13 protein-coding genes are annotated in these 13155 nt (G+C 34.2%); all 13 read right to left on the bottom strand.

What is annotated here, in order from left to right:
- Positions 1-73: 73 nt before the first annotated feature.
- The 13 genes from LDP15_RS00980 to LDP15_RS00920 all read right to left on the bottom strand — a co-directional run bounded on the left by LDP15_RS00980 (position 74) and on the right by LDP15_RS00920 (position 13113).
- Positions 74-2578 carry an ATP-dependent RecD-like DNA helicase gene (locus LDP15_RS00980; RefSeq protein WP_015426913.1) on the bottom strand — a complete coding sequence of 835 codons (2505 nt, stop codon included), beginning with the start codon at positions 2576-2578 and terminating at the stop codon, positions 74-76.
- Positions 2575-3168, bottom strand: coding sequence for a histidine phosphatase family protein (locus LDP15_RS00975; protein ID WP_015426914.1), 594 nt, complete (start codon positions 3166-3168; stop codon positions 2575-2577). Before LDP15_RS00975 ends, LDP15_RS00980 begins: the two co-directional genes overlap by 4 nt.
- Positions 3169-3170: 2 nt before the next feature.
- Entirely contained in the window at positions 3171-4010 is an 840-nt protein-coding gene (pheA, locus tag LDP15_RS00970) for a prephenate dehydratase (RefSeq protein ID WP_014570689.1), read from the bottom strand.
- A gap of 1 nt (position 4011) precedes the next feature.
- Positions 4012-4500: a shikimate kinase gene (locus LDP15_RS00965; RefSeq protein ID WP_015426915.1), complete on the bottom strand. Its 489-nt coding sequence runs from the start codon at positions 4498-4500 to the stop codon at positions 4012-4014.
- Positions 4501-4523: 23 nt separating this feature from the next.
- Complete coding sequence (gene aroA, locus LDP15_RS00960; protein WP_015426916.1) at positions 4524-5816, bottom strand: 3-phosphoshikimate 1-carboxyvinyltransferase; 1293 nt, start codon at positions 5814-5816, stop codon at positions 4524-4526.
- Positions 5817-5941: 125 nt separating this feature from the next.
- Positions 5942-7006: a prephenate dehydrogenase gene (locus tag LDP15_RS00955; RefSeq protein ID WP_015426917.1), complete on the bottom strand. Its 1065-nt coding sequence runs from the start codon at positions 7004-7006 to the stop codon at positions 5942-5944.
- A 2-nt stretch (positions 7007-7008) separates the two neighbouring features.
- Entirely contained in the window at positions 7009-7884 is an 876-nt protein-coding gene (locus tag LDP15_RS00950) for a HAMP domain-containing sensor histidine kinase (RefSeq protein WP_003132784.1), read from the bottom strand.
- On the bottom strand, positions 7871-8542 hold the full coding sequence (locus LDP15_RS00945) for a response regulator transcription factor (RefSeq protein ID WP_003132782.1): 672 nt from the start codon (positions 8540-8542) through the stop codon (positions 7871-7873). The genes LDP15_RS00950 and LDP15_RS00945 overlap by 14 nt, the downstream gene beginning before the upstream one ends.
- Before the next feature lie 2 nt (positions 8543-8544).
- Complete coding sequence (locus tag LDP15_RS00940; protein ID WP_015426919.1) at positions 8545-9609, bottom strand: VanZ family protein; 1065 nt, start codon at positions 9607-9609, stop codon at positions 8545-8547.
- Positions 9610-9789: 180 nt separating this feature from the next.
- On the bottom strand, positions 9790-11793 hold the full coding sequence (locus LDP15_RS00935; RefSeq protein ID WP_015426920.1) for an FtsX-like permease family protein: 2004 nt from the start codon (positions 11791-11793) through the stop codon (positions 9790-9792).
- Entirely contained in the window at positions 11786-12565 is a 780-nt protein-coding gene (locus tag LDP15_RS00930; RefSeq protein ID WP_015426921.1) for an ABC transporter ATP-binding protein, read from the bottom strand. The genes LDP15_RS00935 and LDP15_RS00930 overlap by 8 nt, the downstream gene beginning before the upstream one ends.
- A gap of 14 nt (positions 12566-12579) precedes the next feature.
- Entirely contained in the window at positions 12580-12723 is a 144-nt protein-coding gene (locus LDP15_RS00925; RefSeq protein WP_163690351.1) for a hypothetical protein, read from the bottom strand.
- Positions 12724-12753: 30 nt separating this feature from the next.
- Positions 12754-13113 carry a YxeA family protein gene (locus LDP15_RS00920; protein ID WP_042230570.1) on the bottom strand — a complete coding sequence of 120 codons (360 nt, stop codon included), beginning with the start codon at positions 13111-13113 and terminating at the stop codon, positions 12754-12756.
- Positions 13114-13155: the final 42 nt, after the last annotated feature.

The following is a 13155-nucleotide window of genomic DNA, read 5'->3' as shown; positions in this document are numbered from 1 at the left end:
TGGCAGATTTTTTTATATCAAAAAGTACTGATAGAAACAAAAAAATACTGACAGCAATTTCTGTCAGTATTTTTTATTTATTAAAGATTGCAAAGTCTTGTTGAGTTAAACCAATTAAAGGGTCAAAATTTCCTGACAAAATAAGTGCTTCTGTCAAGCTTCCCTGATCCAGTGTTTCAATTTCTTCATCTTCAAATAAAGAAATTTCTTCTACTTGTGCTGGCATTTTTTTACTGACAGAACGAATTTGCCCTTGTAATTCTACTGGCGCTGCAGGCTTCTTCTCTTTGTCAGATCTTTCTTTTTTGTCAGTAACTTTTTCACTCACAATTTCTACTGACAGATTTTTAGCCGCTGGATTTTCTCCCATAAATCGCTCAATCAAATAGGTCTTTCGATTCGCCCCTTCACGCGCCACCGCTTGTGCAAAAGCTCGTTCTTCACCAAGTAAAATCAGACTTTGTTTAGCCCTTGTAATTGCCGTATAAAGCAAATTTCGCTCTAACATCCGTGAATACGAAGAAACCATCGGCACAATAACTGTGGAAAACTCCGAACCTTGAGATTTATGAATGGACATCGCATAAGCCAGAGTAATTTTATACCACTCCGCTCTTGGATAAGTCAATTCTTGACCATCAAAATCCATCACCAACTCATCTTGTTTACTGTCAGTATATTTTGCTGCAATCAATTCTACGATTTGTCCCAAATCTCCGTTAAATACATTGGCCTCAGCATCATTTACTAAATGAAGAACTTTATCTCCTTCACGAAATTTCATATCACCCAAAGCGAATTCAAGTCGGTCATTAAGCGGATTAAAGAGATTTTGCAAAAGAACATTCATTGCATTAATTCCGGCCATTCCTTTATACATAGGCGCTAAGATTTGTAATTCAAAAGGATTATTCCCTCTTTTTTGCCATGCACTTGCGATTTGTTCAACCATCTGAGGAACAAAATTAGCACTGACCTCAAAATAAGAACGGTCAGGCTTTTTCGCCGTGAAATCACTTGGCAATTGCCCATCTTTGATGTGGTGAGCTAAATCGGTAATGGTAGAATCATCCCCTTGACGAAAAATCTTATCCAATTTTACTGACGGAATTTCTGGAATTTTTAGTAAATCCGCAAAAATTTGTCCTGGCCCCACAGAAGGAAGCTGGTCAGCATCTCCAACAAGGAGAACTTTCATTGAACCAGGAATCGCTTGAAAAAGTTTATTAGCTAACCAAGTATCAACCATAGAAAATTCGTCAACAATCAAAAGAGCACCAGACAATTCATTTCCAAGAGCATCTTCTGCTTCATCTTGTCCCAAACCCAAATGGCGGTGAATCGTCGCTGCTGGAAGACCAGTCAACTCATTCATCCGTCTTGAAGCTCGACCAGTCGGTGCTGCCAGTAATATAGGAAAGACGTCATCATTATAATGGTCTGGGTCCAAATCTAGCTGATGAAGACGGGCATAAGTTTCAATAAAACCATTAATAATTGTTGTTTTACCAGTTCCTGGTCCACCAGTCAAAATGAAAAATTGCTGATTCATTGCACCAATAATGGCTTGCTTTTGCAAATCATCATAAGTAATTTCTAAATCTCTTTCAACTTCAGCCAATACTGTCAGTAACTTTTCATCAGCAAAATCTTTACCCGAACGATTAGTTAATGCTGTCAGTGATTTCCGAATCCCGTCCTCAGCAAAGTACAAAGAATTCTCAAATATTTTTGTTCCTTCTTGTTGCACTTTTCCATCAACAATTAAACCATTAATTTCCTCCGCAACAGCAGACGGATTGACCTCGACATTACGAGCTTCTTCAAGTAAATCTATCGTCATCTCAAGTAAATTTTTGGCTTCAATGTAAGTATCGCCTGTTGATTGCGAATGCGTATTGACCTCATGCATCAATGCCGCTCGAAATCGATTAGGGCTATCCGCTTCAATTCCTAAACTACTTGCAATCTTATCGGCTGTTTTAAAACCAACTCCCTTAACATCTTCCACAAGCTGATAAGGATTTTCCTCAATTTTTTCAATCGTTTCTTCTTTATAAAGTTCATAAATTTGAAAAGTGATTTTGCTTGGTAAGCCATATTCTGCAAGCTTGGTTAGCACTTTTTCCATTCCATGATTCTCACGTAATCGTTTGATAAATGAATTTTTTCTGGCTAGGGTCAATAGACCATCCAATTTTTCCGGCGCTTCTAAAATTGAATCTACCGTATTTTCAGGAAAAGTTTCAACAATTTTTTCTGCCGTTTTCTTACCAATTCCAGGAAATTTATCTGAAGAAAAATATTTAACTAAACCAGCACCAGAAGTCGGCACTGCTTTTTCATATTGACTGACCTGTAATTGTTCCCCATACTTAGGATGCTGCGTCAATTGACCATAAAAAGTATAAGAATCTCCTTCAACCACATCCCCAATTGTCCCGTTAACTACAATTTCAAAATCATCATATTCAGCATTAGTTTCATCAATTTCAATGAGTAGAACTTTATAAAAATTACTGGGATTGGAGAAAAATATTGCCTCAATCGAACCAGTAAAATAAGTTTTTTCAATCATAGCTGTTTATCCCAAATTTTTAAGTCAAAATGGCCAGCATTTGATTCTAAAACAGTGACCGTATTATTAGCTAAACCACCAACTGAACGTAATTCAGCAATTGGAAAGCCAGCTAAATGACGCATTCCAGCCGTTCCAGAAGCCCCGTGACCAACCAAAAGTACATTGTCTATTTTAGAATTCAACAAATCCTGAGCCAAAGAATCAAAGCGATTCAAGACAGAACTCACAGATTCAGCTCCAAAAGCACTTCCATCAAATTGATCCAACTCAAAGCGTGAATCATGCATTTCTTTAGGATATTTAGCAATTGCATCGCTAATGAACCAACCCTCTAATTCCCCAAAATTCCATTCTGACAATCGTTTGTCAGTACTCACACTTTGATTTGTCAGTAAATCTGCCGTAATCAAAGCTCTTTTTTGTGGACTCGACAAAACTTTGTCAAATTCAATTGGTTCTAAAAACTTATGAACTCGTTCAATCGCTTCATAAGATTCTGGTAATAAAGGTGAATCTCCTTTTTGTCCTTGCAAACGTCGCGCCAAGTTCCACTCCGTCTTACCATGTCGTACAAAATAAATTCTCACCTTTACACCTCTCCCAATGAATAGACTGCATAATTTCCTAATAAACGAACCTTTACTCCCAAACCTGATAGTTCTTCAAGAGCATAAGGAATTTTTAAATTATTTTTTTCATTATTTACTAAATCAATATTAAAAAAGTACTGACCTAGCCTTGTTCTTAAAGGACGTGATTCAATTTTTGTCATATCAATATCACGCCAAGCAAAAACAGAAATCGCTTTATGAAGCGCTCCTGGCAGATTATCAGGTAGAGTCAAAGCCAAACTCACCTTCTCACCTGTTTTTAGTAAATCAAATGATTTTTTCTCTTTTCCCAATAACCAAAACCGAGTAGAATTTCCTGCTAAATCCTGAATATTTTTGGCAACGATCTCTAAATCATACATTTTAGCCGCGTAAGAATTAGCAACAGCTGCAATTGGCAAATCTGGATGATTTTTCACAAATTCAGCTGCTGCTGAAGTAGAATCAGTAATTTCAACCTTTGCCTGTGGATAATGCTCTCGTAAATAATTTCGTGTTTGTGCAAGCGCTTGAGGGTGGGAATAAATATGTTCAATTTTCCCCTCTTTTGAAAGAGCCAGCAAATTTTGTGAAATTGGCAAAACAAATTCAGCCACAACTGTCGCCTTAGAATCATGAAAAATTTTATCAATACTCATATTCACAGTTCCTTCAGTCGAATTTTCAATAGGAACAAGAGCAAAATCACATTTTCCTTCATCATAAGCTTCGATAACATCCAGAATACTATCATAAGCAAATAATTCTTCTGATACAAATGCTGTCTCAGCCACCACCGAACAAAAAGAGCCACGAGGTCCTAAATACGCAATTTTCACCTTAATTTATCCCCCATTTTTCACGAATCTCTTCTACAATTTGCTCAGGACTTTTATCAGTAACATCAATCGTTAAATCGGCCACTTTTGCATAGTCATTTTTTCTTTTTTCAAATAAAAGTTGAGCGGCCTTTTTATCCTGCGCTAGAGGACGAACATTCTGCAAATCCATCGAAATTCGTTCCCAAAGCGTTTCAAAATCAGCGGTCAAAAAGACAACTCCAGTTTCTCTATCAAGGGCCTCTAAATTCTTTGGATTTTCAATTATTCCACCGCCCGTTGCAATAATTATATTCTTTTGAAGCGCAAGCTCAAAAACCTCATTTTCAATTTTACGAAAATCAGCTTCCCCAAATAATTCAAAAAATTCAGCAATTGGCATCTCAATTTCTTCTTCAATTAATTGATCCAAATCAGTAAAATTTTCTGTTAAAAGTTTTGCTACTGTGGACTTTCCCGCACCCATAAATCCAATTAAAATGATACTCATTTTTTATTTCCAATCACTTAAGTTCAAATACTTTCCGACAATTGTTCTAAATCGTCAAAGAAACTTGGATAACTTGTTTGAATTGCTTCGGCACGTTCAAGCTCAATTTCCCCATTTTCAACCAAAAGTGCTGCAATTGCAGCCATCATTCCAATTCTATGGTCCCCTAAAGTATTAATTGAATTTTCTGGAGCATGGAGTTTCGTTCCACCTTGAATAATCATTCCATCATCTGTTGGTTGAATTTTGGCCCCCATACTATTAAGAGCATTCGCGACAACAGCAATTCGGTCAGTTTCTTTTACTTTAAGCTCAGCCGCATCTCGAATAATTGTTTTGCCTTGAGCTTGCGTGGCTAAGAGAGCAATGATTGGCAATTCATCAATTAATCTAGGAATTAAATCACCTGAAATTTCAGTTCCTTTCAATTGACTAGCTTTTACTTTTAGAGTTGCAGCCTTTGCCACATTATCTTGCTCTAAAATTTCCAACTGTCCACCCATTGCTTGAATGACTTCGATAATTCCAGTTCTTGTTTCATTAACTCCAACGTTTTCTAAAATAAGTTCTGAATTTTCAACAACCAAGGCCGCAACCAACCAAAAAGCTGCCGAACTAATATCTCCAGGAACTACTACTTTTTGACCCACAAGTTTTTGTCCACCAGGTACAAGGATTGTTTTATCAGAAACCTTTAGTTCTCCACCAAATTGAACTAACATTTCTTCCGTATGTGAGCGTGTTTTTTCCTTTTCAACAACTTTCGTCAGTCCTTCTGCCTGCAAAGCAGCAAAAATTACAGCTGATTTTACCTGAGCCGAAGCCACCGGAAGGACATATTCAATTGCCTTCAAATGCGTGCTTCCTTTAATTGTCATCGGTAATTTAACCTTATCGGTTTGACCAGTAATTTCTGCCCCCATCAATTGTAAAGGAGTTGCTACACGATCCATTGGTCTTTTTGATAAACTGTCATCACCAAACAAAGTAGTTTCAAAAGGAAGGCCTGCTAAAATTCCCGATAAAAGACGAGTTGAAGTTCCGGAATTTCCCATATCCAGTGCTTTTACAGGAGCCTTAAGTTCTGAAATTCCTTTACCGTGGACAGTAATCACCTCACCCTTATCTTCAATTTCAACTCCCATCGCACGGAAAGCTTCAATAGTAGATAAGACATCTTCTCCACGTAAAATATCATAAATAACAGTTTTTCCTTTAGCAATAGAGCCAAACATAATACTACGATGTGAGATTGATTTATCTCCTGGAACTTTTAAACGTCCTTTTAAACCTTGCGAATTTATCTTTAATTTCATTATATTATATTATCCTAAACATTTTTTAGTATTTATTATAGCATAAAAGGGCGCTCAGAGCCCTTTTATTTTCAACAATTTTTCCTAAGATTTTAAGACTAAGAAAGTCCTATCTTTAATCTTTATCAAACAACTGTAAAATCAGTTGCTTTTTCAATAATTTCTCGTGCTTCTTTTAAATCTTCCGCTCTCTTAAATGAAATTTGAAGTTGACCATGAATATCTTCGCGATTTTCTTCATTAATTTTTACATTTGTTATTGAGAAATCTTCTAGTAAGCCTAAAACCTTTAAAACAACTCCTTTTTCATCGGGAACCGAAATAAATAAATCATAAAAGTTTGGCAAAGCCCCTTTATGAATTTCCATGGCTTGACGAATTTTTTTACCTTGTTCAAAAAAGTGTTCTATAGCTGCAGAATCTTTATTAGCAATTTTTAAAGCAATTTCATCTAATTGTTTTTTGAAATTTTCTATTCTATCAATCGTAATTTCTGGATTTGATAATAAGACACTTGTCCACATCAAACTGTCAGCCTCTGCAATTCTAGTTAAATCTCTAAAACCACCAGCCGCTAAATGTTTCACTAAAGGATGTTCTTTTGAAAAATCATCTGACTGCCAAACAAGGGCCGAAGCCAAAATATGCGGGAAATGAGAAACCTGCCCAGTGACTCGGTCGTGCTCTTTTGCATCTAAAATAATAAATTTGGCATGAAGTCCTTTAAGTAAATCACGTAATTCTTGGTTTTCTTGGGTCAAAACATAATAAGCATTTTCAAATAAATTAATATCTGCCGCCATTACTCCTGATTTATGAGAGCCAGCCATCGGATGTCCACCGATAAATCGTACTTTGTCTTCATCAAAAAGTTGATTTGCCAGTTCAACAATTTCACTCTTGGTTGAACCCGTATCTGTAATCAAAAGACCTTTTTTTAAATTCAAAGTTGCTAGCTTTTTCAAAAGCTCCAAAGTGGTTATAATTGGAACAGCCAAAATAATAATATCTGCTTTTTGAGCTCCTTCAACTAAGCTAACTTTAGAATCAATAATTCCACGCTTTTGAGCAATTTCTTGAATTTCCTGACGATCAGAGCCAAGAATTTCAAAATCAGGATGAGCTCTTTTTATCCCTAAGGCAATTGAACTTCCAATGAGACCAAGTCCAATGATTAATATTTTTTTCATTTTTATTCTTTCGTTATTGTCACAGACGTCCCATTTCCAATTTCAGAGTTAATTGAAATTTCAAATTCTAATTTATCTAAAATTAATTTAGATAAATAAAGTCCAAGACCTGTTGACTTTTGTTGAATCCGACCATTATATCCAGTAAATCCATGTTCAAAAAGGCGAGGAAGGTCTTCTTTTAATATCCCAATCCCACTATCTTGAATGATTAATTCACCAGTTTTAATTTTAATTAGAATCCCACCTTCTTTGGTATACTTTACAGCATTATTCAGTAATTGCTCAACAGCCAGACTCAACCATCTTTGGTCACTATTGACTAACCATTCTCCTTCAATTTGGATTGAAAGGTTTTTCTGAATAAAAAAGCTACTATATTTTTTGACTAATTCTTTCACAAGTGAAGCCATACTCACTTTTTCAAATCTGAAATCAGTAGCTAAATTATTGATTCTTTGATATTCCAGAAGAATTTTTAGATAATTTTCTAAAGAAAAAACCTGATTCTTCAGCTCCTCACTATTAACTTGAGTTTGAGTCATTAAATCAATAGCTGCCAAAGGGACCTTCATCTGGTGCGACCAGACTCTGATAATATCTTCCATTTCACGCTCAGCAAGATTTTGTTGTTCTAACTTTTTTTGCAACTCTTCGTTGTCTTTCACTACTCTCTCAATAGCTTCACAGTTTGCTTTCCAGCGAAAATAGGATGAGATAAGGTAAATAATAAAAATAATGACAGCAAATAAAGTACTGTTAACAAATGCCATCATTGGTAGATGCCAAAGCCAAAATGTCACAATATAAATAGCTGACATAAGCAAAAAGACACCAATTTGTGGAATTTTAGACTTAAAAAATTTAAACCAGAGCATAACCACTTCCTCTTTTTGTCATAATATGCTTATCAAAGCCAATTTCACCAAGTTTTTTGCGTAAACGAGTCATTTTTACATTTAAAGTATTTGCATCAATAAATTCATCTGTTTGCCACAACTCTTGTAAAATTTTTTCCTTGGTCACCACTTCACCATTTCCACGAAAAAGAAGAGTTAAAATTTTATTTTCAGAACTTGTTAGCTCAATTTCTTCGCGTTCACCTTCTTGAGTTGAAATCAAAGTATTTTCAGATAAAACATAACCAGCAAATTCTAACTTTTCAATCCCTGAAAAAGAATAACTTCTGCGCAGTAAAGCTTTTATTTTTGCATTTAAAATTTCTAATGAAAATGGCTTGGTTACAAAATCATCAGCTCCTTGATTCATGGCGGTTACTTGATTCATGTCATCCGACGCCGAAGAAATAAAGATAATAGGAATTTGGGAAAGCTTTCTTAATTCATTTGTCCAATAAAAACCACTATAAAATGGTAGCCCAATATCCATTAATACTAAATCTGCTTCAAATTCCATAATTTCTTGTTTTACTGCTCGAAAATTGGAAACACTTCTGACTTGAAATTCTTTTTCTAAGGCAATCTTAATTGCTTTCACAATAATTTCATCATCTTCTACAATAAATATTTTAGTCATATTCACTCCTCATTTGTTTTCAATTTTGCTATTATTTCTGTATCACTCACTCTTTCATACCAAAGTTTTCTTGTTTTCGAGAGAAAAGCAATTAAAACATCTAGTAGAGGTAAAAGACTCAATCCTAAAAAGAGTAAAATAAGTAAAAAGTTTTGTCCCAATTGATCCTGAGCTATGGTAGCTGAACGTTGAAGAAAATATTCTGCTGCGATAATCAAAGCAAAGTTTCCAAAAGATAAAAATTGGCGCAAAGCAATTCTGAAACGATTTTTAGCTTTTATTTCAATTCTCAATAATAATTGCCCTGGTGTTGCTTTAAGAACTAGCGGGACAAGTCCTAAAATTATTAATTCTGAATAATAGCCTATTGGTAGAAAAAGACTTCCAATGATAAAAATAAGAACCAAATCAACTAAAAAGGCAATGAAACGTCTTGAAAGACTAACTCTTGAACTTTCAACCTTAGTTGCATCCAAATCTGGTAAAAATCGACTAAAAATAACCGCAATTCCAAATCCAATTAAACTTCCAAGTGTATTAATCATTAAATCATCAACATCAAACAAACGATAAGGTCGAGGATATAGTCCAAAAAGAGCTGACCTTTGGATAAGTTCAAATGATAAAGTTAGCAAAAAGCTTAAAACAAAAGTTTGTTTAAATGATCGTTTAAATAAATATCTTAAATAAAGGCCAAAAGGCAAGGTTAAAAGTAGATTAAAAAATGGTTGGATAAATGTTGAATCTTTTAGAGCTGCAAGCCAAGTTGAAGGTTCATTTATATTAAAAGGACTATATAAAATAAATTGACGAACAAACTCAAATGGAACTAAGTTTTGCTTTGGACCTGTCATTTTTGCTACTTCACTCACAGGAGGAAGAGGGAAAATTGTCATGGCATAAGCACAAATGAGATAAAGAATAAATGAAAAATTGACAAAAAAGCGCCAAAAATTAATCCGACCATACCGACGATATTGTACAATCAAATATGGAATTAATGATATAAATAAAAATATAAAAAAGAGAAGAACTCCAATTTGAATTGAATGAAGATAGATCGTCATATTTTCCTTTCCCTAAAGGTAACTATTTTTCTCTAACAAAAGATACATTTAGTGCCGAGAAAACCATTGTTTTTGTTCCTTTTATTATATCAAAAGTAGCTCTCTTTTGTAGCTTTTTCCTTCCCTTGTTTCTTCTATATGGATTTAAACAAAAAAAGAGGCATATTTATGCCTTCTTTTTTATCTTTCAACAATTTTGTAGTAAACACGACTCGTTGCCTTATAAATGAGATAATAAATAAGGGCAAGAATTGCAATTGTTGCTAAAGAAATAGTAAAGATAACTGAACGGTCTTTAATATCAAACAACATTACTATTTTTTCAATCATAAGATATGCACCAGCAAAATGGGCGATAGTGATAACTAATGGTAGGAAGAATATCAAACGAACTTGTGATTTGATTGTTTTTTGAACTTCTTCTTTTGAAAGTCCCACTTCCTGTAGAATTTTGAATGAGCGTTTATCTTGTGCCCCTTCCGAGAGTTGCTTGTAGTAGATAATTAATGCAGCTCCAAGAATGAAACTAATTCCTAAAACAAATCCAACAAAGACAAATCCTCCAATTTGAGCGCGTTGATCTTGCAAAGCTTCACTTCTATATGAAATCGATAAATCTTTATTATCTTTAAACTCTTCCTTGAAAGCTTTAGTAAATCGTTTTTCATCAACAGGTTTGATATCAAAGATGATTGATGTTGATGCAAGATTTGAAAATCCTTGATTACCACTAATTGTTTTATTGAAATTAGCTAGTCCTTTATCAAAAGCTTGATTGTTAGCAAACACAATCATCATAACTTTAGAAGAAATTGTTGTTACACCACTTGCTGGAAAATCTTTGACTGATTTAAGCGTGTCTGCAACTTGATAAGTTTCTCCATACCATTGAATTGATTTAATCTTACTATCAAATGAAGTTTTATTTTTCGATATATCTACAAGTAAGACTTCGTTATCTTTTAAAGAAGGAATATCTTTATTTCCTAATGATTTAAGTGTTTGAGCAGTTGTTAAGGTTGCAAAATATGAATTTTTATCAAACATTGCTCCTTGCTTATTTGCAGTAATAAATTGATCTTTAGACGACTTGACTCTATCGGCTTGTAGATCTTGAGCAAAGTACATATCAGATATATTTTTGATATCTATATTTTTGCTAGCTGCGGCACTTTTAATTCGTTCAATATCTTGTTTTGTATCTGTATTATTTGCAACAGAAAAAGTCTTTGCTTCTCTGGTATAGTAAGTTTTTACTGAGTTCTCAGTTCCAAGAAAAACTCCTAAACTGACAACTACGGTCACGATTGTCATAGATAACAAAATAGTGATATTCCCTAGACCAACAGCATTTGCTTTCATTCGATAAAGCATTGAACTTGTTGTGATGAAATTATTTGGTTTATAATAACTTGGACGTTTCTTTTTTAATTTAAGGTACCAAACGGTAAAACTAATATAGAAAAGATAAGTACCAAAGATAACAAGTAAAACGGCAATAAAGAATTTCATTATTGCTGCCATTGGATCTTCAACCGTTAAAGCGATATAGTAACCAGCTCCTAAAAGAATGACTGCGGCAATAGCGAAAAATAAATTTGATTTTGGTTCTTTTTCACCTTTTGATTCTTCTCTTAGAAGATCAAGACTTGAAGAACGCCAGATAATCCAAACTCCGATCATCATCAAAACTAAAAAGAAAACAAAGAAGAGAATGGCAAGTAATAAAATCGCTGTGGGACTAATGACTAGATTAAAATAATTTCCTCCAATCATATTTACAAACACTAAGAAGAGGAATTTTGAAAAAGCAATCCCACAAATCGTTCCAACAATAACCGTAATGATATAGCTTAAGAGTAATTCTAAAAATGCTACTCCTACGATTCTTGTTTTACCAAACCCAAGAATATCATAGAGTCCAAATTCTTTAGAACGTTGGGTTTGTAAAAAGCGATAACTGTAAACTAAGATAAGAACTGCAAAAATAGATAAAACAATTAATGCAAATCCCATCACTTGTGAAAGAGAACTCCCTCCTTTTAATTTACTAATAGAGGGAGATAAAGCGATTGACGCAGTAACGAAAATCATTACGAACATCGTAATAGAGGCCATTAAAAAAGGAGCAAAACTTTTAAAACCTTTTTTAATATTATTGGCCGCAAGCTTTAGACTAAGCATTCAAGGACACCTCCTCATCCTCTGCTGCTCCCAAAAAAGCAGTCATTGAAAGAGTGATTTCTTTTGCAAATTCAGTTGAGCTTTTTTCTCCACGATAAAGTTGGTGGTAAAGGACACCGTCTTTTATAAAAAGAACACGTTTCGCATGGCTTGCAGCTAAACTTGAGTGAGTAACCATGATAATAGTTTGACCACTATCATTAATTTCTTCAAAAAGATTGAGTAAGTCTTCTGAGTTTTTAAAGTCCAAAGCAGCTGTAGGTTCATCGGCAAGAACTAAATCAGGTTGGCTAATCAAGGCACGGGCTACAGCAACCCGCTGTTTTTGTCCTCCTGAAAGTTCAAAAGGTTGTTTTTCTAAGAGATTTTCAATGTTTAGTTTAGGTGCGAGAATTTTTAGTCTACTTTTCATTAATTCTACGCTTGATTTTGATAAAACGAGTGGAAGATAAATATTGTCTCTGACATTAAGGGTATCAAGTAAATTGAAATCTTGGAAGACAAAACCAAGATGATCACGTCTAAATGCAGAAATTTCTTTATCTTTAATAGCTGTGATGTCTTCTTTATTTAAGAGTACTTGTCCAGAAGTTGGTTTTTCAAGAGTTGATAGGATATTCAACAAGGTTGTTTTTCCTGAACCAGATTCCCCCATAATGGCAATATATTCGCCTTCTTCTACACCAAAATCAATGTCAACTAGGGCTGTGGTTTCTTCTTTTGAAAATCTTGTTTTAAAAATTTTCTTGAGATGTTTTACTTCGAGTAACATGTTTTTCTCCTATCTTATCTTTCGATTTCGTTCTTTTTATTTATTTTAGCTAAGCGTGTTCGCATTGTCTTCATGGAATAAAGGAGGCAAGCGCCCATTAGTGAAGCCAAAATAACTGTAATGGTCATTAGCATAATATTAATTTGCAAAAATGTCATGTTCTTTCCTCTTTCTTTCTGAGACTGTTTTTATGAGTTATTATTTAATTTCTTAAGAGCTTCTTTAGGAACCTCTGATTTTTTTACTTCTTCCCAAGAGGTTACGCCTTTAACGGAATTAACTGTTAATTTCAGGTAAGCTTCTTTACGGAGATTGTGGTCTGCCATAAATGTAACTCTCTTTTCTTTCCCATTTTTTTGATATGATTTTATATCATAATCATATTCTTTGAATTTTTTTCCTGAATCGTCACTGACTTCTTTTTCTTTTCCGTCTTTAGTGATTTGAACGTAGTAAGTTCCTCCACCATAAGTTACTTTGTACCATGCAAATCCCGATCCACCGATGAGGATGATAAGTGCTATTATTCCAAAAAGTATTTTTTTCATTTTGTTCTCCTTAACTTTTCTTGATAAGTTCATTGTAACAAG

It is taken from the genome of Lactococcus sp. SK2-659 (assembly GCF_020218185.2).
Lineage (GTDB): Bacteria > Bacillota > Bacilli > Lactobacillales > Streptococcaceae > Lactococcus > Lactococcus lactis.
Note: the sequence above shows the minus strand (reverse complement) of the source record. Positions and strands in the feature narration are given on the sequence as shown.

Excerpts from the sequence above, each read along its gene's own strand:
- LDP15_RS00945 (WP_003132782.1), bottom strand. The coding sequence starts at position 8,542 with ATGACTAAAATATTTATTGTAGAAGATGATGAAATTATTGTGAAAGCA.
- LDP15_RS00935 (WP_015426920.1), bottom strand. The coding sequence starts at position 11,793 with ATGCTTAGTCTAAAGCTTGCGGCCAATAATATTAAAAAAGGTTTTAAA.
- LDP15_RS00980 (WP_015426913.1), bottom strand. The coding sequence starts at position 2,578 with ATGATTGAAAAAACTTATTTTACTGGTTCGATTGAGGCAATATTTTTC.
- LDP15_RS00930 (WP_015426921.1), bottom strand. The coding sequence starts at position 12,565 with ATGTTACTCGAAGTAAAACATCTCAAGAAAATTTTTAAAACAAGATTT.
- LDP15_RS00950 (WP_003132784.1), bottom strand. The coding sequence starts at position 7,884 with ATGCTCTGGTTTAAATTTTTTAAGTCTAAAATTCCACAAATTGGTGTC.
- LDP15_RS00920 (WP_042230570.1), bottom strand. The coding sequence starts at position 13,113 with ATGAAAAAAATACTTTTTGGAATAATAGCACTTATCATCCTCATCGGT.
- aroA (WP_015426916.1), bottom strand. The coding sequence starts at position 5,816 with ATGAAATTAAAGATAAATTCGCAAGGTTTAAAAGGACGTTTAAAAGTT.
- LDP15_RS00955 (WP_015426917.1), bottom strand. The coding sequence starts at position 7,006 with ATGAAAAAAATATTAATCATTGGACTTGGTCTCATTGGAAGTTCAATT.
- LDP15_RS00940 (WP_015426919.1), bottom strand. The coding sequence starts at position 9,609 with ATGACGATCTATCTTCATTCAATTCAAATTGGAGTTCTTCTCTTTTTT.
- LDP15_RS00965 (WP_015426915.1), bottom strand. The coding sequence starts at position 4,500 with ATGAGTATCATTTTAATTGGATTTATGGGTGCGGGAAAGTCCACAGTA.
- LDP15_RS00925 (WP_163690351.1), bottom strand. The coding sequence starts at position 12,723 with ATGACATTTTTGCAAATTAATATTATGCTAATGACCATTACAGTTATT.